General features: G+C 67.0%; 24 protein-coding genes. 14 read left to right on the forward strand and 10 right to left on the reverse strand.

Features of this window, described 5'->3' with window-relative positions:
• The 3 genes from V4U86_RS13435 to V4U86_RS13445 all read right to left on the reverse strand — a co-directional run bounded on the left by V4U86_RS13435 (position 1) and on the right by V4U86_RS13445 (position 3404).
• On the reverse strand, positions 1-879 hold the full coding sequence (locus tag V4U86_RS13435) for a mycofactocin-coupled SDR family oxidoreductase (protein ID WP_395311685.1): 879 nt from the start codon (positions 877-879) through the stop codon (positions 1-3).
• Positions 876-2150, reverse strand: coding sequence for a cytochrome P450 (locus V4U86_RS13440; RefSeq protein WP_395311686.1), 1275 nt, complete (start codon positions 2148-2150; stop codon positions 876-878). The genes V4U86_RS13435 and V4U86_RS13440 overlap by 4 nt, the downstream gene beginning before the upstream one ends.
• Before the next feature lie 171 nt (positions 2151-2321).
• Positions 2322-3404, reverse strand: a complete 1083-nt coding sequence (locus V4U86_RS13445; protein ID WP_395311687.1) for an NAD(P)H-dependent amine dehydrogenase family protein — start codon at positions 3402-3404, stop codon at positions 2322-2324.
• A 114-nt stretch (positions 3405-3518) separates the two neighbouring features.
• On the opposite strand from V4U86_RS13445, the gene V4U86_RS13450 reads away from it, so the two are divergent.
• Entirely contained in the window at positions 3519-4760 is a 1242-nt protein-coding gene (locus V4U86_RS13450) for an MFS transporter (RefSeq protein ID WP_395311688.1), read from the forward strand.
• 1 nt (position 4761) lies between these two features.
• Here the strand turns inward: V4U86_RS13450 and V4U86_RS13455 are convergent, their stop codons facing one another.
• Entirely contained in the window at positions 4762-5646 is an 885-nt protein-coding gene (locus V4U86_RS13455) for a universal stress protein (RefSeq protein ID WP_395311689.1), read from the reverse strand.
• 81 nt (positions 5647-5727) lie between these two features.
• Between V4U86_RS13455 and V4U86_RS13460 the strand changes: the two genes are divergently transcribed.
• Complete coding sequence (locus tag V4U86_RS13460; RefSeq protein WP_425590835.1) at positions 5728-7470, forward strand: GAF domain-containing protein; 1743 nt, start codon at positions 5728-5730, stop codon at positions 7468-7470.
• 142 nt (positions 7471-7612) lie between these two features.
• Positions 7613-8488, forward strand: a complete 876-nt coding sequence (locus tag V4U86_RS13465; protein WP_395311691.1) for a universal stress protein — start codon at positions 7613-7615, stop codon at positions 8486-8488.
• Between the two features lies 1 nt (position 8489).
• On the opposite strand, the gene V4U86_RS13470 is transcribed toward V4U86_RS13465, so the two are convergent.
• Both V4U86_RS13470 and V4U86_RS13475 read right to left on the reverse strand, forming a co-directional pair.
• Positions 8490-10058 carry a hypothetical protein gene (locus V4U86_RS13470; RefSeq protein ID WP_395311692.1) on the reverse strand — a complete coding sequence of 523 codons (1569 nt, stop codon included), beginning with the start codon at positions 10056-10058 and terminating at the stop codon, positions 8490-8492.
• Positions 10059-10085: 27 nt separating this feature from the next.
• On the reverse strand, positions 10086-10553 hold the full coding sequence (locus tag V4U86_RS13475) for a winged helix-turn-helix transcriptional regulator (RefSeq protein ID WP_395312035.1): 468 nt from the start codon (positions 10551-10553) through the stop codon (positions 10086-10088).
• A 95-nt stretch (positions 10554-10648) separates the two neighbouring features.
• On the opposite strand from V4U86_RS13475, the gene V4U86_RS13480 reads away from it, so the two are divergent.
• Positions 10649-11350, forward strand: coding sequence for an SDR family oxidoreductase (locus V4U86_RS13480; protein WP_395311693.1), 702 nt, complete (start codon positions 10649-10651; stop codon positions 11348-11350).
• 26 nt (positions 11351-11376) lie between these two features.
• Positions 11377-11802 carry a tautomerase family protein gene (locus V4U86_RS13485; protein WP_395311694.1) on the forward strand — a complete coding sequence of 142 codons (426 nt, stop codon included), beginning with the start codon at positions 11377-11379 and terminating at the stop codon, positions 11800-11802.
• A gap of 89 nt (positions 11803-11891) precedes the next feature.
• Here V4U86_RS13485 and V4U86_RS13490 read toward each other — a convergent pair whose 3' ends face one another.
• The gene (locus V4U86_RS13490) at positions 11892-12350 is read right to left on the reverse strand and encodes a GNAT family N-acetyltransferase (RefSeq protein ID WP_395311695.1); all 459 of its coding nucleotides are present in this window, start codon (positions 12348-12350) and stop codon (positions 11892-11894) included.
• Positions 12351-12354: 4 nt separating this feature from the next.
• On the reverse strand, positions 12355-13806 hold the full coding sequence (locus V4U86_RS13495; protein ID WP_395311696.1) for an LLM class flavin-dependent oxidoreductase: 1452 nt from the start codon (positions 13804-13806) through the stop codon (positions 12355-12357).
• A gap of 162 nt (positions 13807-13968) precedes the next feature.
• Here V4U86_RS13495 and sigJ point away from each other — a divergent pair, with 162 nt between their 5' ends.
• From sigJ to V4U86_RS13520, 5 genes are read left to right on the forward strand one after another with little or no spacing between them, the layout of a single operon-like run.
• Positions 13969-14862, forward strand: coding sequence for an RNA polymerase sigma factor SigJ (gene sigJ / locus V4U86_RS13500; protein WP_395311697.1), 894 nt, complete (start codon positions 13969-13971; stop codon positions 14860-14862).
• A 14-nt stretch (positions 14863-14876) separates the two neighbouring features.
• Entirely contained in the window at positions 14877-15332 is a 456-nt protein-coding gene (locus tag V4U86_RS13505; protein ID WP_395311698.1) for an SRPBCC family protein, read from the forward strand.
• A gap of 36 nt (positions 15333-15368) precedes the next feature.
• On the forward strand, positions 15369-15986 hold the full coding sequence (locus tag V4U86_RS13510) for a hypothetical protein (RefSeq protein ID WP_395311699.1): 618 nt from the start codon (positions 15369-15371) through the stop codon (positions 15984-15986).
• Positions 15973-17436: an adenylate/guanylate cyclase domain-containing protein gene (locus tag V4U86_RS13515; RefSeq protein WP_395311700.1), complete on the forward strand. Its 1464-nt coding sequence runs from the start codon at positions 15973-15975 to the stop codon at positions 17434-17436. The genes V4U86_RS13510 and V4U86_RS13515 overlap by 14 nt, the downstream gene beginning before the upstream one ends.
• Positions 17437-17440: 4 nt before the next feature.
• A complete protein-coding gene (locus V4U86_RS13520) occupies positions 17441-18592 on the forward strand; it encodes an epoxide hydrolase family protein (RefSeq protein WP_395311701.1) in 1152 nt (383 codons plus the stop codon).
• Here the strand turns inward: V4U86_RS13520 and V4U86_RS13525 are convergent.
• Positions 18589-19995, reverse strand: coding sequence for a purine-cytosine permease family protein (locus V4U86_RS13525; RefSeq protein ID WP_395311702.1), 1407 nt, complete (start codon positions 19993-19995; stop codon positions 18589-18591). The two genes, V4U86_RS13520 and V4U86_RS13525, sit on opposite strands and share 4 nt — an antisense overlap.
• 338 nt (positions 19996-20333) lie before the next feature.
• On the opposite strand from V4U86_RS13525, the gene V4U86_RS13530 reads away from it, so the two are divergent.
• The 4 genes from V4U86_RS13530 to V4U86_RS13545 are packed head-to-tail and all read left to right on the forward strand — an operon-like array spanning position 20334 to position 24449.
• Positions 20334-21467: an ABC transporter ATP-binding protein gene (locus V4U86_RS13530; RefSeq protein ID WP_395312036.1), complete on the forward strand. Its 1134-nt coding sequence runs from the start codon at positions 20334-20336 to the stop codon at positions 21465-21467.
• A gap of 54 nt (positions 21468-21521) precedes the next feature.
• Positions 21522-22700 carry a polyamine ABC transporter substrate-binding protein gene (locus V4U86_RS13535; protein ID WP_395311703.1) on the forward strand — a complete coding sequence of 393 codons (1179 nt, stop codon included), beginning with the start codon at positions 21522-21524 and terminating at the stop codon, positions 22698-22700.
• Positions 22701-22731: 31 nt separating this feature from the next.
• Positions 22732-23607 carry an ABC transporter permease gene (locus tag V4U86_RS13540; RefSeq protein ID WP_395311704.1) on the forward strand — a complete coding sequence of 292 codons (876 nt, stop codon included), beginning with the start codon at positions 22732-22734 and terminating at the stop codon, positions 23605-23607.
• A complete protein-coding gene (locus V4U86_RS13545) occupies positions 23604-24449 on the forward strand; it encodes an ABC transporter permease (protein ID WP_395311705.1) in 846 nt (281 codons plus the stop codon). Before V4U86_RS13540 ends, V4U86_RS13545 begins: the two co-directional genes overlap by 4 nt.
• A 3-nt stretch (positions 24450-24452) precedes the next feature.
• Here V4U86_RS13545 and V4U86_RS13550 read toward each other — a convergent pair whose 3' ends face one another.
• A complete protein-coding gene (locus V4U86_RS13550; protein ID WP_395311706.1) occupies positions 24453-25319 on the reverse strand; it encodes an EamA family transporter in 867 nt (288 codons plus the stop codon).
• Between the last annotated feature and the right edge of the window lie 20 nt (positions 25320-25339).

The raw sequence follows: 25339 nt of genomic DNA on the forward strand, positions 1-25339 counted from the left end.
CTAGCCGCCGGGGCCGTTGGGCCACTTGAGAAGCGATCCGGCGTCCACCCGGATGTGTTGGCCGGTGATGTACCGGCTCTCGTCGCCGGCCAGGAAGACCCCGAGATTGGCCATGTCCTCCGGCTCGATGTACGGGATCGGCATGGCCTGGAACAGATTGAACAGAGGTTCGGCGTCCTCTCGGGTGGGCACCTTGCCCTCGGCCTTGAGGTCGGGCCGGAACACCCCGTACATACCCTCGTTCTGCAGCAGATGGGTGTTGCAGTTGGTGGGGTGGATCGCGTTGATGCGAATCATCCGCGGCGCCAACAGAAGACACATCTCATTGACGTACTCGATGACGATGCGCTTGCTCCACCCGTACCCGGCGCCACCGGGGCCCATGTCGGGGCTGGTCGTGGTGCCGCGGATCATTCCCGCGGTGGAGCCGGTGACGATGATCGAGGCGCCGTCGGGCAGATGCGGCAGGGTCACGGCCACGGTGTTCATCACACCCAGCAGGTCGACGTCGGAGGCGTCGACGAAACCGATCGGGTCCGGGTTGCCCATGGCCATCGGCAGGATCCCGGCGTTGGCGACGACGATGTCGACCTTGCCGAAGTCGGCGACTCCGGCCTCGACCGCGTCCCGAAGTTCGTGCCGCTCGCGCACATCGGCAATCCGGGCCAGCACCCGCCGGCCCAGCCCCTTGACCGCACGCTCGGTCTCGGCGAGATCGTCGGGGGTGGCCAACGGGTAAGGGTTGGAGGGGATGTCGCGACAGATGTCGATGGCGATGATGTCCGCGCCCTCCCGGGCCATCGCGATGGCGTGTGCCCGGCCCTGGCCGCGCGCGGCTCCGGTGATGAACGCGACCTTGCCCGCCAGCTTCCCGGTCATCGGTTCTCCTTGCTCGTGAACGTGATGTGCAGCTCGGCCAGGCCGCGCATGATGAAGGTGGGCTCGTAGCCGTACCGACGCTGCCCGGCCGGGCCGTGGTGTTCGTCGGAGATGGTGATGTCCTGCATCCGATCGAGGATGCGTTCCAGGGAGATGCGGCCCTCTGCCCGTGCCAGCGGAGCCCCCGGGCAGGAGTGGGCGCCGCGGATGAAGGCGATCTGTTCTCGGACGTTCGGCCGGTCCACGCGGAAATCGTTCGGGTCGGCAAACTTTCGTCCGTCCCGGTTACACGCGCCGGGCAACAGCATCACCGTGGTGCCGGCCGGCACGTCGACGTCACCGATGGTGGTGTTCTTGCTCGCCAGCCGGAAGTGCGACTTGACCGGACTCTCCAATCGCAGGGTCTCCTCGAGGAAAGCCGGGATCTTGCTGCGATCAGTTCGCAGCATCTGCTCGAATCCGGGATTGTCACCGATGAAACGCACCGCCGAGCTCACCAGCTTCGTCGTGGTATCGGTGCCGGCGGCGAACAGGAACGTCGAGAGGTTCATGACGTCCTCGATGTCGGGAACCGAACCGTCCTCGTGTTTGGCCAGCGCCAGTTCGGTCAGCACGTCCTCACGGGGTGAGCGGCGGCGGTCCTCGATATAGGCGTGGAACTTCTCGTTGAGCCACTGCAGCGGATTGTGGGTGGTGGGCGCCTCCTTGCCCAACTCCCCCACCGTTTCCAGGGCGAAGACCGATTTGAACTCCTGATGGTCCTCGGCCGGAACGCCGAGCAGATCGGCAATGACCAGCAGCGAGAACGGCTTTGCGTAATCGGCCAGAAACTCGGCCCGCCCGTTTGCGATGAAGGTGTCCAGCTGCTGGTCGGCCAGCCGCCACATGAAGTCTTCGTTCTCCTTGAGCCGCTTGGGGGTGATGAGGCGGCTCAACAGACTCCGGGTCCGGGTGTGTAGCGGCGGATCCTGTGACGTGATGTGCTCGGCCATCGGCACCTGTCCACGGTGTTGCTCGATCAGGTCGCCGACGTCGTCGCTCTCGCCCGGGCCGAACGGCAGGCCGGAGAACGGGCCCGCGACCGAGTTGCACGACGAGAACGCCGGGTTCTTGTAGACGGCCACGGCTTCCTCGTAACCGGTGACCGCCAGCACGTTGAACGGGGTCGCCGACGTGACCGGGCACCGGGCGCGCAGGTGGTCGAAGTATGGATACGGGTCGGGGACGAGCGATTCGTCGGTGAAGTAGTCCACTGTCTCGAAGTCGGTCACCGCACGCTCCTGATCGTCCGCGCCAGCTGATATGAAACCTAATGTTTGTTGCACGCCACCCTAAAGGTTGTTCCGCTGGGTCGTCAACGGTCAGGATTGTCCGGGCCAGAGCCCGTTGTGGCCAGAGTCGATCGCCCGTGGCGACCAAACATCGGATCCGCTTCGGCGTGGTCAGCCCGCGTCCCAGAGCAGGCCCCGCATGAGCGCGGACGGCGGGATGTCCTCGACGGCGACCAGTCCGGCCGGCGCGTCACACACCCAGTCGATCGCATTCACCACCCGGGCCGCCGTCGAGATGCAACCCGCATCGGTGGGGTCGAAGACCGGATGGGACAGATGGGTGTTCACCTCGACCCGAGGCTCCCCCTCGATCACTACCCGGTGCACTCCGACGTGCCCGTCGGGCGGGAAGTCCCATTCCGGCGCTGCCGCCGTGGTCAGTCGGTTGACGTGCTCCAGGGTGATGACCACGCGCCCGTTGCGCACCCCCTCGGTGGCGAACCGCACCGCCGCCATCTGCCCCGGCGCCACCGCCATCATGGTGCACTCGATCGGATCCGGGGTGAACCAGCGTTCGGTTCGTTGGCGGACCTCGTCGAGGGTGACGCCGAGATGCGCGGCCAGAGCGCGTACCTGCGGCCCCCACAGCGACTCCACCACGCCGGGCAGGAACAACGGCGGCAGCTCGGCCGTCTCTTCGGTGCCGAAACCCATTGATGCGCCGGTGAACTCGGCATCGTCATAGTTGCCGTAGTCGAAGATCTCCTGAACACTGATGGAATCGACCCGCGTCACCAGGCTGGCCGCCGTGTGCACCAGGGTGTCCGCCGAATAGCCCGGATCGATGCCGTTGATGTAGAGCGAGGAGTTGCCGGCCGCGCAGGCCGCCGCCAGCGGCTCACGCACCCAGTCCTCGGCGTGCCGCGGCGCAGCCATCCAGACCAGCGATGTGCCCACCACGGTGATGCCGGCCCGCAGAAACATGCACAGCTCGTCGATCGCCTCCATCGGCCGGGTCTCGGCCAGTGCGGTGTAGACCACGCAATCGGGTGCGAGCTCTATCAGCGCTTCGATGTCGCCGGTCGCGACGACCCCGGTCGGCCCGTCCAGCCCGCACAGCTCGGCGGCGTCGCGACCGATCTTGTCCGGGCCGGACGCATGCACGCCGACGAGCTTCAGATCCGGGCGCCCGATCAGGGCACGCAGCGCGTGGCGTCCCACGTTGCCGGTCGAAACCTGGACCACTCTGCGCATGCGTCGCTCCCTCGCCCGTCTGCCGAAGTACTTACGGTACCCATGACGGCACGTCGGTGAGGGCAACACGGCGCGGTAGATTTGTAACTCCTGCCCGTACCGCGAAAGGCCGCCATGACCTACTTCGGTGAGCTCAGGACAAACTGGCGGCCGCTGGCGGCGGCCACAGCGGGCCTGAGCGCCGGGCTCAGTCTGAGCGCCTACACCAACGCCGCGATGGGCCCCCGGTTCCTCGCAGAATTCGGCTGGGACCGCGCCGATTTCGTGCTCACCGGAACGATCACGCTGCTGACCTTCGTCTTCCTGCCGATCTACGGCCGGCTCACCGACCTGTTCGGGGTGCGCCGGATCGCCGTGATCGGCGTGGTCGGCCTCCCGCTCTGTTGGACCGGTTACGCGCTGATGTCCGGGCCGATCTGGCAGTACTTCGCGATCAACGTCGTGCTGATCGGGCTGGGGGTGGCCACCACCCCGGCCATCTACAGCCGGATCGTGGCGACCTGTTTCGACAAGGCGCGCGGACTCGCACTGGCCATCGCCATATCGGGACCGCCACTGCTCGGCGCCGTCGGCGCACCCATGCTGGAGGTGATCAACAACGCGTACGGCTGGCGCATCGGGTGCCTGGCCATCGCGGCGACCATCGGCGTGGTCGGCGCGCTGGCGCTGGTGCTGCTCCCCGCCGAGGACCCGTCGGTACGCCGGACCCGTGGAGAAGGTAAGACCGGCAACGATTATCGGCTGATCGGTCGCGCCCGGGTGTTCTGGATCCTGCTGGGCGGCGTGCTGCTGTGCAACCTGTACCACACGGTCACCACCAGTCAGCTCGGCGTCGTCCTGGGTGACTCACTGAGCAGGGCCGGCGCCGACGGAGGCTTGGTCGCCGCGCTGATATCGGTTTTCGCCACCGCCGTGATCGTCGGCCGCTTCGTCTGCGGTGTCGCGCTGGATCGCTTCCCCGCCCAACTGGTGGCGGCCGTGGCGATGGCGCTGCCCGGGGTGGGATGTCTGCTCGTCGCATCCCCGTGGGACAGCTTCGCGGTACTGGTGCTGGCGGTATGTTGCCTGGGCGCCGCGTGGGGAGCCGAGGGTGACGTCATCGCCTACCTGGTGGCGCGGCGTTTCGATCTGACGCTGTACAGCACCGTGTTGAGCATCCTGTCCGCAGCCATCGGCGTCTCCTCCGCGCTCGGTGCGTTCATCCTGAGCCGAACCCTGCAGTCCAGTGACAGCTTCAACGGTTTCTTGGTGTTCACCGGCATCGCGGCGTTCGCCGGCGGTGCGCTGTTCCTCGCTCTGGGCCGACAGACCGCCGTGACGCAGACGGCTGAGCCGGTGGCCCAGTCCCGCGGCTGAGTCAGTCCGCCGCCGGTCTGCACACCGCGACCGGGACCGGCGAATGGTGCAGCAGGTTCAGGCTCGTCGATCCGATCAGGGTGCTGGTCAGCACCCCGTGCCCGCGGGTGCCGACCACGACCAGTTGGGCGTCGTCGAGATGCTTGAGTAGGGCCTGACTGGGCTTGGCGGGCTCGACGAACAGGCCGACCTCGACGTCCGGGTAGCGTTGCGCCCACGGTTCGACGGCGGCGGTCAGCGCGGTCCATTCCATGGCCTCCAACGCGTCCCAGTCGACCAGGAACGGGATCGTGACGTCGCCGGGCGGCCGGCGCGACGACCAGGATCGCACCGCCCGCAACGGAACCTTCAGCGCGTCGGCGATCTCGAACGCCAGCCCGAGCGCAGTGTCGCTGCTCTTGTCGTCGACGCCGACCAGGACAGGTTGCGTTGTCGGCGCGGTGGCTTCGCCACGCCAGGCCACCACCGGGCAGGCAGCGCTGCCGATCGTCTTGAGCGTCAGCGAACCGACCAGCAGCGCTGCGGCCGCCGACACCTCCTGCGAACCCAGCACGATCAGCCGCGACTGCGCACCCAACGCCCGCAGCACTTCGTCGGCAGGCTCGGACGGAGCGCTGGTGGTGACCTCCAGCCCGGGTTCGCTGCGCCGTACCGCGTCCGCGGCTGCGCCGAGAATCGACTCGGCGGCTTCGTGCTGCCCGGCGATCGCGGCCGCACGCACGGCGGCAGCGGCGTCGCTGAAGTTGTGACCGAGGTAGGGCATCGCATACACGATGTGCAGCGGCGCGCCCAGCCGGGCGGCGATGCCTGCGGCCCAGCCGGCCGCTGCCACTGCGCTCGTCGAGCCGTCCACGCCGACCACGACGGGTTGTGCGGCCTCGGTCATATCGACGTCCTTTCGCGCGGTCCCACCCGCCGTCCATCCTGCCGTATGGACGTTGGCCCCGACCCCGGCCCCGGTGCCACAATGCTCGGTGTGGCCGACCCGGTGTCCGACGGAGTCGCAGCAGACGGTGACGGCGGCGTCCGACCCCTCCGGGAGACGCTGTCGCAGCTGAGGCTGCGCGAACTTCTGAGCGAGGTGCAGGACCGGGTAGCGCAGATCGTCGAGGGCGGCAACCGCGTCAACGGTCTGGTCGAAGCGATGCTCGCCGTGACGTCCGGGCTCGACCTGGAAGTCACGCTGCGAACGATCGTGCACACCGCCATCGAGCTGCTGGACGCCCGGTACGGCGCGCTCGGAGTGCGCGGTGACGAGCACGGTCACGAACTCGTGGAGTTCGTCTACGAGGGCATCGACGCCCAGACCCGGGCCGCGATCGGTCCGCTGCCCCAGGGGCACGGTGTGCTCGGGCTGCTCATCGACGAGCCGACACCGATCCGGCTGGACAACATCACCGACCATCCGGCCTCGGTCGGCTTTCCGCCGAACCATCCGCCGATGCGCACCTTCCTCGGTGTTCCGGTGCGCATCCGGGACGAGGTGTACGGCAACCTCTACCTGACCGAGAAGAACACCGGGCAGCCGTTCAGCGAGGACGACGAGGTGCTCGCCCAGGCACTCGCCGCGGCGGCCGGCATCGCCATCGACAACGCGCGACTCTATGAGCAGTCGCGCGCCCGGCAGTCCTGGATCGAGGCGACCCGCGACATCGCCACCGAACTGCTGGCGGGCACCGATCCCGGCCGGGTGTTCCGGTTGATCGCCGAGGAAGTGCTCACACTCACCGGGGCGCGGGTGTCGTTCGTGGCGGTCCCGGACTCCGACACGAGCGATGCGCTCGAACTGCTCATCACTGAAATCGCCGGGGACAGCCCGGTTTCGGTGCATGCGGCCCATCCGTTGCCGGTTGTCGGGAACTCTCTCGGTGAGGCGCTGCAGCGGGCACTCCCCCAACGGCGTGACGTTTTCGACGTGCCGACGAACTTGCTCGCCGAGGCCGGACCGGCTCTGGTGGTGCCCCTGCGCGCCACCGATTCGGTCGCCGGGGTGCTGGTGGCGCTGCGTCCGGCCGGTGCTCGTGCTTTCACCGAAGACCAGTTGGAGATGGCGGCCTCGTTCGCCGACCAGGCCGCACTGGCCTGGCAGTTGGCGCTCACCCAGCGTCAGATGCGCGAACTCGACGTCCTCACCGACCGGGACCGGATCGCCCGGGATCTGCATGACCATGTCATCCAGCGACTGTTCGCGGTGGGGCTGTCACTGCAGGGCACCGTGGCGCGCGCCCGATCCGGCGAGGTGCAGGAACGGCTGTCGGCGTCCGTCGACGACCTGCAGGAGGTGATCCAGGAAATCCGCACCACGATCTTCGACCTGCACGGCGGGACGTCGGGTGCGGTGCGGTTGCGGCAGCGTCTTCAGGAGGCCGTGGATCAGTTCTCGGCTTCCGGTCTGCGTACCAGCACCCAGTTCGTCGGGCCGTTGTCGGTGATCGATTCTGTGCTCGCCGATCATGCCGAAGCCGTGGTGCGCGAGGCGGTCAGCAATGCGGTGCGTCATTCCGGTGCAACCGAACTCGCGCTGCTGGTCAAGGTCGACGACGATCTGGGGATCACCGTGACCGACAACGGGTGCGGCATCGACGAGGACGTCACCGAAAGCGGACTGCGGAACCTGCGCACCCGGGCCGAGCAGGGCGGCGGCACTTTGACCCTGACTCCCGGCAGCACCGGTGGGACGGTGCTGCATTGGGCGGTACCGCTGCCATAGTCGTTGGTGTGCATACGATCCCGCGATCGGTACGGGGGCCGCCGGCCGGCTCGGTTACAGTCGAAGGTGAAGGACTTTGGACCCTGCCGGGGCCACTCGCTTTCGGCTAACGTCAACGGCAACCGCCACAGAGGAGCAGCACATGTCATCCCCAGCAGAGCAGCTCGGAATCGCCGTCGCCGTCGATGGTTCGCCGGCGTCGGAGGCCGCGGTCGTGTGGGCGGCCAGGGAGGGTCTGCGCCGCAAGGCCACCGTGACTTTGCTGCATGTCACCGCACCGGTGATCACCACCTGGTCGGCCTTGCCGGTGGAGCCGAGTATCGTTGAGCAGCAGGAAGACTCGTCGAACAAGGTGCTGGAGGAGGCGGAGAAGGCGTTGCGCTCCGCGCTCGGCGAGAATGACACGGTCGAGGTCCGCACCGAATCGCGGCCGTCCCCGGTGGTCGGTACGCTGGCCGAGGCGTCACGGTCGGCGACGATGCTCGTGGTCGGTAACCGCGGTACCGGTGGTCACAAGAGGCTGCCCCTGGGGTCGGTCGCGGCGGGTCTGTTGCACCATGCGCACTGCCCGGTGGTGGTGATTCACCAGAACGACGTCGCCGATTCGTCCGCGCCGGTCATCCTGGGTGTTGACGGTTCACCGTCCGCGGAGGCGGCCACCCGGTTCGCCTTCGAGGAAGCCGCGCTGCGCGGTGTCGATCTGGTGGCCGTGCACGCCTGGAGCGATATCGGGGCGGTGCCGATGTTCGGTTTGGACTGGCGTGTCTACGAAGAGGAAGCCCAGGTGGCACTCGCCGAGCGGCTGGCGGGCTGGCAGCAGGAGTTCCCCAGCGTGCAGGTCCAGCGCAGGCTGGTCCGGGATCGGCCCGCACACTGGCTGATCGAGGAATCCCAGCAGGCCCAACTCGTCGTGGTCGGCAGCCGGGGCCGCGGTGGATTCGCCGGCCTGTTGCTCGGCTCGGTGGCCTCGACCGTAGCGCAGTTGTCGCACGCGCCGGTCGTGGTGGTGCGCAAGTAGCTCACCACCGGCAGTAGTTGGGCTGCCCGGGCTGGATGTACCGGAAATCCAGCAGCGCCATCTCGGGGCTGCGACTGTCGGTCCGCCACACCGGGTCGGTGACGATGTCCTCGGTGGTGTGGCGGTAGCCGTCGTAGGCGTAGGTCATCGGCACCCGGTATCCGGCCCGGCCCCAGTCGTAGATCCACTTCCGGAACTCCACGACCGGCAGCGCATAGCCCCGCGGTGAGCCGTCGTAGTGGTAGATGGTTCTGCCGAAGCGGTCGTCGAGGTCGAGGATCCACACCACGTCCTCCTGGTATCCCCACAGCTTGAGCGGATTAGCGCCCAGCAGAAGATGATTGGACGTCTCCCCTTCGGTACGCAGATTGCTGAACATGGAGAAGTTGCCCGCGGTGCGCAGTCCCAGATACGGCGTCAGACCGATGAACAGCAGCAGCACCGGGACGGCGTAGAGCCAGGCTGGGGTCCGGCGGTCCAGGATGCGCACCCCTCGCCAGCGGGGGTCGCGGTCCGGGGAGAACACCGCCGCCAACTGCGGCCACACCGCGATGAGCACCCCGGCGTCGAACAGCAGGCCGGCGAGCAGGGCGAGGTCGGGCACCGGGTGGACGTGCGTGCTCCATCCGCTCAGCAGCGTGACCGAGATGCAGATCCCGGCATAGCCGAGCAGTCGCGGCGCGGACAGGCGCTGCACGTGGTCGGCCGGCGCGAAGGTGAACAGCAGGGCGACGGCGAGCGCCCCGAAATCCACGAACCCGATCAGGGCCAGGGCGGCGTGCATGGTCAGCGAGAAGGCCAGGATGCCGGCCTGCAACCGGGGAACGCTCAGCAGTAGCCCACCGCCCAACTCCCACCCGATCACCGACAGCGCGGCAACCATCCCGATCGCCGTTGGCAGTCCGGCCTCGGCCGCAGATCCGCCGAACAGGATCAGCGCCACCGCGGCCAGGCCGGCGACGCCCAGGCCGGCCACCGTCACGGTGAACGCCCGGTGTCCCGGCGCGCCGAACCGGCCACGCCGCAGCAGTCGGGATCCGGCGAAGACCGCGGCCGCGGCGAGGGGCAGCACCACCGGCACACCCAGGATCGGGGTCTTTAAGGCTGCGACGATCGACGCGAGCATCCCTGCCGCACAGGACGCCTCGGTATCGAAGAAGTCCGAATTGAGTTTGTCGAAGCCGGCGATGACGTAGACCAGGATCAAACCCAGTCGGAGTACCGGCAGCAGGACGGTGTAATCGGCCTCGGGGTCGCTGCGCCGGATCGTCGAATACCCGAGCACGATGATCATCGCGAGGTTCAGGCACAGCATCAGGTTGACGTGATTGGCCACATCCGGGAAACGGAAGATCCCGAAGTAGGTTGTCGACGCGACCAGCAGCGCCAGGAACTTGCCACGGGTCATGCCGGTGCCGATCGCGGCCCCGGCGGCCAGGATGAACGCGCCGGCAAACCAGGGATCGAGCCACTGTTCGCCGACTTCCACGGTGATCGCGATGGTGTACAGCACCGCGAAGATCGAGAACGAACTCAGCGCAGCACCATTTCTGTCACTCGCCGGCGCCATTGACGCAGCTTAGCCGGGGGCCGGGGATCATCCGGTGTAGCGGATCTGGAGGTCCTCCGAGCGGATGGCGGGCGATTCGGTGTCCGCGGTGACCCGCACCCGGACCTGGCGACCGTCGGGATCGACGAACGACAGCGGCGGTTTGCCGTCCTGCAGATACTCATCGCCCCACTGCATCAGAGCCAGGAACAGTGGCAGCAGGTCCTCCCCCGACGAGGTGAGGTGGTACTCGTCGCGCGCCCGGCTTCCGGGCTCCCGGTACGGCACCCGGTGTACCACCCCGGCGCCCTCCAATTGCTTGAGTGCGCGTGACACCGCCGGCGCCGAGGAGCCGACTCGCTCCACGAAGTCCTCGAAACGGGTTGTGCCGTAGAAACATTCCCGGACAGTGAGAAATGTGGTCTTGGTGTTGAGCAGGTCCAGCACCTTGGCCGCCGAACAGGCGTCGCCGATGGTCCAAGTCTCGCGGTCGCGCAATCGCCGCTCGAGTGTCATCGCCATCACTCCATTGTAACTAATGCTTGCGTTAGTCAGCTGAGCGTGCTTCGATCTCAGTAACGTAAACGTTATTCAGGTTGGAGGAGGCAGTCATGGTCGCGGTACACGGCGCAACGGTGTTGGTCACCGGAGGAAGACGCGGTCTCGGTTCGGCACTCGTCGACGAGGTACTCGCTCGTGGAGCGGCGAAGGTGTACTCGACCGCCCGAGAGCCGTACGCGGACATCCGCACCGGCGTCGTCAGCCTCCCCCTCGAGGTGCGCGACGAGGAGTCCGTCGCCGCAATGGCCGCGCAGGTTGCCGACGTCGACATCGTCGTCAACAATGCCGGCACTCTGCTGCCCGGCCCGCTGTTGACCGGCGACTTCGCCGACATCAGCGCCACCTTCGATACCAACACGCTGGGCCCGCTGCGGGTCACCAGGGCGCTCGCGCCGGTACTGGCCGCCCGTGGCGGCGGGGCGCTCGTCAACATCCATTCGGTGTTGTCCTGGCTGGCCGGCAGCGGCGCATACGGCGCGTCCAAGGCCGCCATCTGGTCACTGACCAACTCGCTGCGGGTGGAACTCAGTGCTCAGGGCACTCAGGTACTCGGCGTGCACGTCGGCTTCATCGACACCGAGATGGTGTCGGCGATCGGGTTGGCCAAATCCGCGCCGGCCACCGTCGCCGCCACCATCCTCGATGCCCTGGAAGCGGGCGAACACGAGGTACTGGCCGACGAGGTCACCACCGCCGTGAAGGCCAAACTGTCCGGCCCCGTCGAAGACCTCGTCTTCGCACTCGGACACTGACCTGCCACCCCGAGGAGACGCACCGCATGCCGCTCTGGACCATTCATCACACGCCCGGAATCTTCACCGACGACACCAAACGCGACCTCGCATCCCGGATCACCGACCACTACGAGAAGGCCGGGTTACCGCGGTTCTATGTCGTGGTCATCTTCACCGAGACCGAGCCGTCGAACTTCTACGTCGGCGGCGAGGCCACCGCGGTGGGCGTGCGGATCGTCATCGACCACATCGCCCGGCACAGCGCCGATTCCACCGGCCGGCAACGCATCAGCCACTGGATCAGGTCGATCATGTCGCCCTACCTGGATCCGCATCCCGGGTTGCACTGGGAATTCCACGTCGACGAGACCAGCGCGGAGATGTGGATGATCAACGGGCTGATCCCACCGCCGGCCAACTCCGAAGCCGAACACGAGTGGGCCCGGTCGAACGCGGCTTCGCCGTACTGAGCAACTCCCGATCGGTCGCCGGACCCCTTGGCAGACCGACGGGTTCAGCACTGACCACGGAGTTGCGGGCGCGGACGGCGAGGTAACGGCTAGCGACTCACTGCCCTGGCGAAGTACACCCGGCGGTAACCGTCCTCGACGCGGCGACCGGTCTCGATGAAACCCCGCCGCGGGTAGTAGACCAGGTTCTCGGTCATGGCTTCGTTGGTGTACAACCGCACCTCGGCGAGCCCGAGATCGCGTGCCTGCTCGGCCGCCCGGTCGAGCAGCGCCGCCCCGATCCCACGGCCCTGTGCCGCGGGATCGACGGCGATCACCTCGATCAGTAGATACCCGGCATGCGGGTCGAGCACCAGAGCCGCTTCCAGACGGTTGTCGCCGTCGGCCACCCAGACCCGGGAATCGGCCAGCGCTGCACCATAATCCGCCGTCATCGGGGCCGGTGGCCTGCCGATCCGTTCGACATACGGAGCGAAGGCCACCCCGATCAGCCGTTCCAGTTCGATTCGGTCGGCCGGGACTGCGCGGCGGAGTCGTGACGGGTCCACCCGGTCAGCGGCCCCGGGCAGGCTGAGATGCCAGCGACGCCGAGGAGGACGGCAGCGTCGACGGACGGTCGATCACCGTCGAGTTGGGTCCGCCCACCCGGTAGCTCGCGCCGCGGTGCTCGGCGGGCAACCGGTCCCCCACGCCGGTCAGCTTGTTGCGCAGCGACCCGGGCGTGTACTCGGACTGGTAGGCCCCGCGCTCGGTCAGCACCGGCACCACATAGTCGACGAAGTCGGCGAACGAACCCGGGGTGATGGCGTAGGCCAGGTTGAACCCGTCCACTTCGGTCTCCTCGACCCACTCCTGCAGCGTGTCGGCCACCCGCTCGGCGGAGCCGACGATGCGCGGACCCATGCCGCCGATCTCACCCCACTCGGCGATGTCGCGGACCGTCCACTCCCCGCCCTTCGGGTCGGCGGACTGGAAGGCCTTGACCGCGGACAGGATGGCGTTGGAGTCGACGTTGCCGATCGGCTCGTCCAGGCCATACCGGGCCAGATCGATGCCCATCCAGCCGGACATGAAGACCAGCGCGCCCTCGGGATCGCCGTAGGCCAGGTACTCCAGATGCTTGGCGTGCGCCTCTTCATCCGTCGCGCCGGTGATGACCGTGGTCATGTTGAAGATCTTCGCCGAGTATGGGTCCCGACCGGCCAGTTCGAGTTCGCGGCGGATTGTCGAAACAGTCTCGCGCAGAATCTCTTTGGTGGGTGCACCGGTGAAGATCGCCTCGGCGTTCTCGGCGGCGAAGCGGACCCCGCGCGGTGATGCGCCGGCCTGGTAGATGACCGGGGTGCGCTGCACCGACGGTTCGGACAGGTGGACCCCGGGCACCGAGAAGTGCGTGCCGGAATGACCGATGTGGTGCACCTTGTCCGGGTCGGTGAAAATCCCACGCTCACGGTCGCGGACGACGGCGCCGTCCTCCCAGGAGCCTTCCCACAGCTTGTAGAGCACTTCGAGGTATTCGTCGGCGTGGTCGTAGCGAGCATCGTGGGCGGGTTGGTCGGTCTGGCCCATGTTGCGGGCGGCCGAGGGCAGATAGCCGGTGACGACGTTCCAGCCGATCCGGCCGTTGGTGAGATGGTCCAGTGTGGACATCCGGCGGGCAAACGGATACGGATGCTCGAAGCCCGTGCCGGTGGTGATGCCGAACCCGAGGTGTTCGGTGACCAGCGCCATCGCCGACACGAGCAGCATCGGGTCGTTCACCGGGATCTGCGCGCCCTGCCGGATGGCGGCCTCGTCGTCGGCGCCGTAGACATCGTAGGTGCCCAGCACATCGGCGATGAACAACCCGTCGAAGCGGCCCCGCTCCAACAGCTGGGCCAGCTCGGTCCAGTAGCGGATGTCCTTGTATCGCCACGACTGGTCCTCGGGATGCTTCCACAGTCCGGGCGACTGATGGGCGACGCAGTTCATGTCGAAGGCGTTGAAACGGATCACTCGGGTCACCCGGCAAGTCTTCGGGAGTCGGCTCCGAACGTCACCGGTTGTACTCAGCGGGATCGGATCCCGCGCATGGTGGTGCCGTTGTGAGCCAGGTCATATCGACGGATGTCACGATCCCGCGGGTGACGGTGTCTAAGTATGGAGAGGCCGAAAGGGAGGGACACGGTGGACGACACCGATGTAACCGAAGCAGATCGTGTCTTCGCCGAGCACCAGTCGTTGTTGTTCACCGTCGCCTATCAGATTCTGGGTAGTGCCGTCGACGCGGAGGACGTCGTGCAGGACAGCTACCTACGATGGCGCCACGCCGACACCGCGGCCGTCGAGTACCCGCGCGCGTACTTGGTGCAGACCGTCACCCGCCAAGCCGTCAACACGCTGCGTGCGACCGCACGCCGTCGCGAGGACTATGTCGGAAACTGGCTGCCGGAGCCGATCCTCACCGGACCCGATGTCAGTGCGGACGCGCTGCTCGCCGAATCGGTCTCGATGGCGATGATGCTGATCCTGCAGACACTCACCCCTGCCGAACGAGCGGTGTTCGTGTTGGGTGAGGTGTTCGGCTTCGCCGGACCGGAGATCGCGGCCATCACCGGCAAGACGGAAGTGGCGGTGCGTCAGACGATCCACCGCGCGCGAAGGCATGTTCAGGCACGACGTAAACGATTCGAACCCGACCGGGATAAGTCCGAGGCCATCGTCGACAAGTTTCTCCGTGCGGCGCGGACGGGCGATATGGATGGCCTGCTCGCGGTGCTGTCATCGGACGTCATACAGATCTCGGACGGCGGCGGGCAAGTACGCGCGGCGCAGTCGCCGGTGGTCGGGCCGGAGCGGGTGGCGCACTTCATCATGCATCTTGCCGGCGGTGAACTCGGGCACTCCGCAATCGAATTCGATTTCTATAACACCGCACCAGCAGTGTTGTTCAGCACGAACGACCGCCTGCATACCGTGCTGCTGTTCGAGGTCACCGGGAGTGCGGTCTCGGGTCTGTACGCGATCAGAAATCCCGAGAAACTACGAGCGGCCCGCGTCCTGCGTGCGCTCGCGCGATGAGAGGAGAGGCCGTCATGGAAACCATCACCGTGGAGCGGACGATCGGCGCGCCGATCGGCGACGTCTTCGATTATGTCTCCACGGCCAGCAACTACACCCGGTCCCGGCTGGTACTGCGGGAACGATTGGAACGACCCGGCTCGGATGCGCCGTACGGGCTCGGTGCCGTCCGTGTCCTGCTCTGGGTAGTCGGCTGGTTTCACGAGGTCATCACCGGGTACGACCGCCCCCATCGGTTCGATTACCGGGTCGATCGCAGCTTCCCGCCCTCGGATCACAAGGAAGGCCACGTCAGTTTCACCGAGGTGCCGGGCGGTACGCACGTGCTGTGGACGACGACGGTCGAGCTGCGGTTTCCGTTCGTCGGCGCGGCGTTGACCAGATTGGTCGCCAGACCGGTGCTCACCCATGTGTTCAACGAAGTGCTCGATGCTGCGCAGACCGACCTGGAGGGAACCGCCGCGTGCTGACCGCGCCGGGCGCACTGCGGGCCGTACCCTGAGTCGGTGAGCCGCACCGACCACAGGAATCGCGGGCGCGCCGGTGTGCTGAGCGCCGCGCTGGCGAGCCTGCTGCTCGCGGGCTGTGGCTCCCCCACCGTCGTCAACACCGGGCAACCCTGGACCCCGGTCGAAACCCCCGCACCGCCACCGCGATTACCGGATCACCCATCCAATCGCACCCTGGCGGACGCGTCGGAATACTACGTCGCCACCGGGACGCCGAAGGTGTACCGCTTCGCCACCCCCAGCGGCCGCTGGCAGTGCGTGATCGTCCCGCACGCGTCGGCGGGCTGCCGGCCGGCGTCGTCCACCCAGCTGTCCATCGCCGGGGCCCCGACATCGGTACCCGGGCCGGACGGCGCACCCACCGCACCGGACACGATCATCATCGATCGAGACTCCGACGTCGGCTTCGTCGAATCCGTCGTCGACCCCGACAACGCCACCGATGCCGATGCACCCGTCACCACCCTGCCGTTCGGAAAGGTCCTGCAGGTCGCGGGATTCCGGTGCAATGTCCAGGAACTCACCGGGGTGTCCTGCGGCAGCGAATCGAGCGGTAGGGGATTCACATTCTCGGCCGACGGCTACACCCCGGTGTACACCGATGTCCCACAATAGGGCGGTTCGCTTCACCGCCGGCCTCGTCTTCGCCCACCTGCTCACCTCCGCCGAGGTCGTCATCGTCCTGGTGTCCCTGGGGCGCCAACACCGCATCGAGGCCGAGATACTGCTGCCCGAGGCCGATCTGGGGCGGCTGTTGGCCGTGGTGTCACTGGGCACGGTGCTGGCGGCGATCGGCGGGTACCGCATCATCGCGCCGTCGCTGCGCTGGTTCGAAGCCGGCGCCGAACCCGATGCCCGGCAGCGCCGCGCCGCGATCGACATGATCCGGCATCAGTCGATCCTGCTGATGGCGATCTGGCTGCTCAGCGGCGCCGTCTTCATCGTCACCAGCGGCGTCACCGGCTGGTTGCCGATCCTGCTGATCGAGGTCGCGGTGCTGTTCGGTGGCGTCTCCACCGCCAGCAGCAGCCTGCTGTTCACCCAGCGGGTCACCCGGCCGCTGGTTGCGGCGGCGTCCCGGGATTTCGACGGCCGGGTCACCGCGCCAGGTGTGCAGGCGCGGCTGGTGCTGATGTGGACCCTCACCACCGCGCTGCCGAGCATCACCATCGCGGCACTGGTCGTGTGCCGGGCGAACGGCTGGCTGATCCCGCAGTCGGCGTCGGTGGACGTGCCGGTCGTGCTGCTGTCCCTGGTGTCGGTGTTCCTCGGGCTGCGCACCCTGATGCTGGTCTCCATCTCGATCTCCGACCCGCTGCGCGAGATCATCGACGCGATGGCCGATGTCGAACAGGGCCGCATCGGCCAGCAGGTCGACGTGTACGAACGGTCCGAGATCGGCCGCCTCCAGAGCGGCTTCAACCGGATGGTGACCGGTCTGCGCGAACGTGACCGACTGCGGGATCTGTTCGGGCGTCACGTGGGTCCGGAGGTGGTGAGCCTGGCCGTCCAGACCGACGACGTGCTGTCCGGCGATGTTCGGGAGGTGGCCGTCCTGTTCGTCGACGTGACGGGTTCCACGGCGCTGGCGATGACCCGGACGCCGGCGGAGGTGGCCGACGTGTTCAACGACTTCTTCCGGATCGTGGTCGCCGCAGTGGACTCCCACGACGGCCTGATCAACAAGTTCCAGGGTGATGCCGCGCTGGCGGTGTTCGGCGCTCCGATCGCCGCGGAGACCGCAGCGTCCTCCGCGTTGGCCGCGGCCCGAACGTTGGCCGCGGCCCTGGGACGGCAGGAACTGGACTACGGCATCGGTGTCTCGGCCGGGCCCGCATTCGCCGGCAACATCGGCGCGGAGAACCGCTATGAGTACACCGTCATCGGGGACCCGGTGAACGAGGCCGCCCGGCTGGCTGACATCGCAAAAACGCTCCCGGGACGGATCGCCTGCTCCGGCGCGGCGGTGCAGCGGGCCGCCGACGAGGTCGGGCATTGGGATGGACACGGCTCGATGACATTGCGTGGGCGTTCCGAACCCACGTACGTCTACGTGCCACGATGAGGAAATGACTGTCCGTCCGTTCCGTATCGACATCGCCGACGACACGCTCACCGATCTGCGTGACCGGCTGGCGCGCACGCGGTGGCCCGAGGCCGAATGCGTCGACGACTGGAGCCAGGGCATCCCACTGGCCTACACGCAGGAGCTCGCCGGCTACTGGGCTGACCGCTACGACTGGCGAGCCCGGGAAGCCGAGCTCAATCGATTTCCGCAATTCACCACTGCGATAGACGATCTGGACATCCACTTCATTCATCAGCGGTCTCCGCACGATGATGCGCTGCCGTTGATCATCACGCACGGGTGGCCGGGGTCGATCGTGGAGTTCCAGAAGGTGATCGGTCCGCTCACCGATCCCACCTCCTACGGCGGTCGCGCCGAGGACGCGTTCCACGTCGTCTGCCCGTCCCTGCCCGGGTACGGCTTCTCCGGCAAACCGACCGGCACCGGGTGGGGCATCGAGCGGATCGCGACCGCCTGGGACACCGTCATGCAGCGTCTGGGCTACCTCCGGTACGGCGCCCAGGGCGGGGATTGGGGTGCGGCCGTCACCACCCAGATCGGACGCAACGCCGGTCCTGACGGCAGCGGCAACGGCTGCATGGCCATCCACACCAACATGCCACTCGGCCGGCCCGCCGACGAGAGCCTGAAGAACCCGACAGAAGAGGACCGGCAGGCCTTTGCGGCCATGAAGCACTACAACAAGTGGGACTCCGGGTACTCGAAACAACAAGCGACCCGACCGCAGACCCTCGGTTACGGTCTGGTCGATTCCCCGGTGGCCCAGCTCGCCTGGATCGTGGAGAAATTCTGGTCCTGGACGGACTGCGACGGGCATCCGGAGAACGTGCTCAGCCGGGACGAGTTGCTGGACAACGTGATGCTGTACTGGCTGACCGGATCCGGTGCGTCCTCGGCCCGGCTGTACTGGGAGAGCTTCCGCGCCTTCGGGCAGGGCGAGCCGGTGAGTGTGCCGACCGGTGTCGCGGCCTTCCCGAAGGAGATCCTGCGGTCCCCGCGCGCGTGGTGCGAGCCGAACTACAACATCACCCGGTGGACCACCATGCCGCGGGGCGGGCACTTCGCCGCGTTCGAACAACCCGAACTGTTCGTCGAGGACGTCCGGGCGTTCTTCGCGACCGTGCGGGACTAGCCGGGCCGCTGCGTGGACCGGCGGTCGCTGATGAACCGGTGCCCGCCGTAAAGCACTGCAGCGACAACGAAATTCACGAAGTACGCGATATCGGCGCCATGCCAGGCGGTGGCCACCGGCCCGTGGATGAGTGAGGTGTTCATGAACGGCATCGCCGCACCGTAGGAGACGACGAACACCACCAGCGCGGCACCGGCGTGCCGGCGCCGGGTGACGGCGGCCGCGACGTCGACGAACGGGTCCGCCGGATCACCCGCCCGGGTCCGCAGCACCCAGTCGATGACGATGATCGCGACGAACGCCGGGATCCAATACCCGATCAGCAGCAGCACGTCGAGGAATCTGGTGGCGGTGTCGGCGCCGTGCAGCCACAGAATGAGGAAGAAGGCCAGCACGGTGACCAGGACGGCGGACACCGGCCGGCGCACCCGGACCCCCAGGGTCTGCAGGGCCAGTGATCCGCTGTAGTCGTTCATCACCCCGGATCCGACCGAGGCCAGCGCGATGATCAGCAATGCCACCGCCCCCAGCGCGCCGCCGCCCATCACGTCGCGGACGCCCTCTGCGGTGTGATCACCGATCGCCTCGGCGGCGGCGATGCCGATGGCCTGGACGAAGATGTAGGCCAGCACGATTCCGGCGAACGTGTACCCGAAGACCCGGGTCTTGGACGACTCGACCGGTAGGTAACGGCTGAAGTCCGCGGCGTAACTGGCCCAGGAGATGGTGAGGCTGAGTGCGACCGTCACTTCGAGGACGAAGGCGCCCACCAGATCCGCGCCGGTGAGTTGGGCCGGTGTGATGACCGGGTGACCGCCGCCGGAGACGAGCTTGACCGCGAACACCACGAAGGTGGCGAACAACACGACGGTCAACACTGCCTGCAGCCGGTGGATGAGCTCGTAGCCGACGAAACCGACCGCGCCCTGCACGGCCAGCACGATCAGCACCGCCACCCAGAACGGTATGTCGAGCAGCAGTGCGAGCGCCTGCCCACCGAACAGGCCGACCAGCGCGTCCCAGGCGATGGAGGACAGCCACTGCAGGGCCGCGGGCAGCGCCACCGTCGGACCGAACGCCATCCGCGCGGTGGGCAGCTGGGCGGTCCCGGTGCGCGGACCCCAGGTGGACAGATACGCGACCACCAGCGCGCCCAGCACGGTGCCGATCACCATTGCCACCAGACCCAGCCAGAACCCGAGACCGAGCAGGATGGCCAGGGTGCCGGTGAAGACCCCGGTCATGTTCACCTGGGGGGCGAACCACACGGTGAACAGCCGCGCCGGAGTCCCGTACCGGTTCTCCCGGCCCACCGGCGCGATCCCGTGCGTCTCGACGGACAGATCGCCGGCCCCCGCCGGGGACCGCCCGCTGAAGGACGGCGAGGTCAACGGGTGGTTCATCGAGCTGGAATTGGATGGCTGAGAGGCCCTTGTCGTACCGCCGGTCATGCGAGTATTCGATCACGCCACGCCGGGTGCGACCCGGCCCCCGTTCCGATGGGCGTGCATGTCACGCATCGGCGCAGCGGATTCTGTCCCCGAGGGCGGAGAAACCTATGGATTCCATTGTCGGAATGTAAATTCGTTGCGGAATCGCTTGCGCGGGGCGCTCCGATCCGCGATTGTTTATTCACACGGACCGCAATCTCGAGGGAGGCCCGACCCTGACCGGCACCAACACCACCGCCGCAGACCACACCACCGGCGAGGACGGGAGCACCATCCGCAAGGGTGCGCCCGTGATCGAGATCGACCATGTGGTCAAACGCTTCGACGACTACGTCGCGGTGGCCGACGCGGACTTCACCATCGCTGCGGGCGAGTTCTTCTCCATGCTCGGTCCCTCGGGGTGCGGCAAGACGACGACGCTGCGCATGATCGCCGGTTTCGAGACCCCGACCGAGGGCGCGATCCGGCTCGAGGGCGTCGACGTGTCCCGGGTGTCACCCCACAAGCGCAACGTCAACACCGTCTTCCAGCACTACGCGCTGTTCCCGCACATGACGGTCTGGGACAACATCGCCTACGGCCCGCGCAGCATGAAGATCGACAAGACCAAAGGCAAGGGCGAGGTCAAGCGCCGGGTCGACGAGATCATCGAGATCGTGCGGCTCACCGACTTCGCCAAGCGCAAGCCCGGTCAGCTCTCCGGCGGTCAACAGCAGCGTGTCGCTCTGGCCCGCGCCCTGGTCAACTACCCCAGCGCCCTGCTGCTCGATGAACCCCTCGGTGCGCTGGACCTGAAGCTGCGCCACGCGATGCAGTTCGAACTGAAACGCATCCAGCGCGAAGTGGGGATCACCTTCATCTACGTGACCCACGATCAGGAAGAGGCGCTGACGATGAGTGACCGCATCGCGGTCATGAACTCCGGCAACGTCGAACAGATCGGCACTCCCACCGACATCTACGACCGGCCCGCCACGGTGTTCGTCGCCGGTTTCATCGGTCAGGCCAATCTGTGGCCCGGCAGGCAGACCGGCCGCACCAACCGGGACTTCGTCGAGATCGAGGTGCTCGGTACGAAACTGAAGTCGCGGCCGGGTGAGACGACGATCGAACCGGGCGGGCACGCCACCCTGATGATCCGGCCGGAACGGGTCCGGGTGTCCACCGATGCGCCGACCGGCGACCTGGCCGTGGTCCGCGGCACGGTGCGCGACCTGACCTTCCAGGGGCCGGTGGTGCGACTGTCGGTCGCCGCCCCCGACGACTCGATCATCGTCGCGCACGTTGGGCCGGAACAGGATCTGCCGCTGCTGCGCCCCGGAGACGAGGTGTACACCCACTGGTCGCCGGAGGCATCCCTGGTGCTGCCGGCCGCCGACATCCCCACCACCGAGGATCTCGAGGAGATGCTCGACGAGTCCTGACCGACCCGCACCACGTTTGTGCTGCTCTGCCAACAACTTCACGAAAGGCCCCGAATGTCCAACGAGATCGATCCCCGACTGCTGTCCCGCCTGGCCGCCAACCGGACCAGCCGGCGCCGGTTCCTCGGCGGCAGCGCCGCGGCCGCCACGGCGGCGATCTTCGGATCCTCGTTCCTGGCCGCCTGCGGATCCGACAGTGGCACGTCCTCCGACACCTCGGCCCCGGCCCAGGACGAAGGCATGCTGCGGATCTCGAACTGGCCGCTGTACATGGCCGACGGATTCGTCGCGGCCTTCCAGACGGCCTCCGGCATCACCGTGGACTACAAGGAAGATTTCAACGACAACGAGCAGTGGTTCGCCAAGGTGAAGGAACCGCTGTCGCGCAAGCAGGACATCGGCACCGACCTGGTGGTGCCCACCGAGTTCATGGCGGCCCGTGTGAAGGGGTTGGGCTGGCTCAACGAGATCAGCGAATCCGGTGTGCCCAACCGCAAGAACCTGCGTGCCGACCTGCTCGATTCGAAGGTCGATCCGGGCCGGAAGTTCACCGCCCCGTATATGACCGGCATGGTCGGCCTGGCCTACAACCGGGCCGCGACCGGTCGCGACATCCGGACCATCGACGACCTGTGGGATCCCGCCTTCAAGGGCCGGGTCAGCCTGCTCTCCGACGTCCAGGACGGGCTCGGCATGATCATGCAGGCCCAAGGCAACTCGCCGGAGGATCCGACCACCGAGTCGGTCCAGAAGGCCGTCGACCTGGTCCGGGAGCAGAAGGAGAAGGGTCAGATCCGCCGCTTCACCGGCAACGACTACGCCGACGACCTGGCGGCGGGGAACATCGCTGTGGCACAGGCATATTCGGGTGATGTGGTGCAGCTGCAGGCCGACAACCCCGATCTGCAGTTCATCATCCCCGAGTCCGGCGGCGACTGGTTCATCGACACCATGGTGATCCCGTACACCTCCCGCAACCAGAAGGGCGCCGAGGCCTGGATCGACTATGTGTACGACCGGGCCAACTACGCCAAGCTGGTGGCCTACACCCAGTTCGTGCCGGTGCTCTCCGACATGACCGATGAACTGGCCAAGGTGGATGCGGCCGCCGCCGAGAACCCGTTGATCAACCCGACGCCGGAGGTGCAGGCGCAGCTCAAGTCCTGGGCTCCGCTGACCGACGAGCAGACGCAGGAGTTCAACACCATGTTCGCCGCTGTCACCGGGGGCTAGGGCCATGGCACAGCGAACGCAGGGAGCCTGAATGGCTGGAGTCGCAACCAGCAGCCGGCAGCGGAGCAGGATCGCGCCGTATCTGATGATCTTGCCCGCGCTGGCATATCTCGCCATTTTCTTTGTGGTGCCGTTCATCTCATTGGCGCGGACCTCACTGTCGACGTCGGGTGGATCGGTGTATCTGCCGACGCTGACCTTTGACTGGAAGTTCTCCAACTTCGTCGACGCCTTCGTGCTGTACCAGGATCAGATCCTGCGGTCGTTCGGGTACGCCCTTTCGGCCACCGCGCTCTGCCTGTTGCTGGCCTATCCCCTGGCCTATGTCATCGCGTTCAAGGCGGGCCGGTTCAAGAACCTGATCCTGGGTCTGGTGATCCTGCCCTTCTTCGTGACGTTCCTGATCCGGACCATCGCCTGGAAGACGATCCTGGCCGACGAGGGCTGGGTGGTCAGTGCGCTGGGCGCCATCGGCCTGCTGCCGGATGAGGGCCGCCTGCTCTCGACGAGTTGGGCGGTGGTCGGCGGATTGACCTACAACTGGATCATCTTCATGATCCTGCCGCTCTACGTCAGCCTGGAGAAGATCGATCCCCGGCTGCTGGAGGCCTCCCGGGATCTGTATTCCGGTGGCACACGCAGTTTCCGGAAGGTGATCCTGCCGCTGTCGATGCCGGGCGTGCTGGCCGGCAGCATGCTGGTGTTCATCCCCGCCGTCGGTGACTTCATCAACGCCGACTATCTGGGCAGCACCCAGACCACGATGATCGGCAACGTCATCCAGAAACAGTTCCTCGTAGTCAAGGACTACCCGGCCGCCGCAGCACTCAGCCTCGGGCTGATGGGTCTGATCCTGGTCGGCGTGCTGATGTACACCCGCGCACTGGGCACGGAGGACCTGGTATGACGACCACCGCCGCCCGACCGGCCCCCGACCCGACCGACGCCAAACCCGTGAAGGCCCGGCCCAAGTGGGGCGACTACTCGCTGCGGATCGTCGCCGGACTGGTACTGCTGTACCTGTTTCTGCCGATCTTCGTGATCGTCCTGTTCTCGTTCAACAAACCCGCCGGCAAGTTCAACTACACCTGGCAGGGCTTCACGCTGGACAACTGGGCGGACCCGTTCAAGTACCCGGCGCTCACCGAAGCGCTGAAGCTCAGCCTCAACATCGCCTTCGTCTCCACCGCGATCGCCCTGGTGCTCGGCACCCTGTTGGCAATTGCCCTGGTACGCCAGCGGTTCCGCGGCTACAAGGCGGTGGACACCTTCATGGTGCTGCCGTTGACCGCGCCCGAGGTGGTGATGGGTGCCTCACTGCTGACCCTGTTCCTGGATCTGGGGTGGGCAGCCGGCTACAGCACCATCGTGATCGCACACGTCGCGTTCGAGGTCAGCTTCATCGCGATGACGGTGCGGGCCAGGGTCCGCGGTTTCGACTGGACGCTGGAGGATGCGTCACTGGATCTCGGGGCCAGCCCGACCCGGACCTTCTTCAAGGTCACACTGCCACTGATCGTGCCGGGCATCATCGCCGCCGCGATGTTGTCGTTCGCCTTGTCGCTCGACGATTTCATCATCACCTACTTCGTCAGCGGCTCCACGGTCACCTACCCGCTGTATGTGAACGCGGCGGTCAAGGCCGCCGTGCCTCCGCAGATCAACGTGCTGGCGACCGCGATCCTGGTGGTGAGTCTGCTGCTGCTGGCGGTCGGAACGCTGTACCGGCGCAAGAAGATCGACGCCTGATCTTCAGGGCGTCACCGGCGCGGCGACCGGCTCCCGCGCACCGTGGCGTGCGGCTCCGATGCCGGCGACGACGACGAAGCACAGACCGACGACGCCGACGAGCGCGGGAACCTGGTGCAGGATCAGCCAACCCATCAACATGGCGAATCCTGGCTCCAGGCTCATCAGGGTGCCGAACGCCGCGGCGGTGAGCCGGCGTAGCGCCAGCAACTCCAGCGCGAACGGCACCACCGGCAGCAGGATGGCCAGCCCGATCCCCACCAGCCACAGCTGAGGCGTCATGCGTGTGAACACCGATGGGCCGGCCGCAACCGAAGCCACGAGCGCGGCCACCGGCATCGACACCGCCAATCCGCTGAGACCGCTGACCTGCTCGCCGACCCGCTGGGTCAGCAGAATGTATGCGCCCCAGCAGAAACCGGCGGCCAGTGCACAGCCCACCCCGATCGGGTCGAAGCTGCCCGACCACGGCTCGGTCAGCAGCAGAACCCCTACAGCGGCGAGCCCCGGCCACACATACCGGTTGCGGCCCGAGCCGTGAAGCACTGCCACTCCGAGCGGCCCGAGGAATTCCAGCGCGCTGGCGGTACCCAGCGGGATGCGTTCCACGGCCATCATGAACAGCACCGTGATGCCGGCCGTGACGACGCCGAGCAGCACCGCGGCCAGGAACGAGGATCTGGTGAACGAGGACGGGCGTGGCCGGACGATGACCAGCAGCAGGATCGCCGCCCAGAACAGTCGCAGCCAGGCCGCCCCGGCGGCGCCGATATCGTCGATCAACCCGACCGCGATGGCGGCGCCGACCTGTACCGAACACATCGCCGCGACGGCCATGAACGCACCGCTGCCTGCCCCATTGGCCGTCATCACTGCATTCAACGGTGCCC

This window comes from Mycobacterium sp. AMU20-3851 (genome assembly GCF_043974665.1).
In the GTDB taxonomy this organism is placed as follows: Bacteria; Actinomycetota; Actinomycetes; order Mycobacteriales; family Mycobacteriaceae; genus Mycobacterium.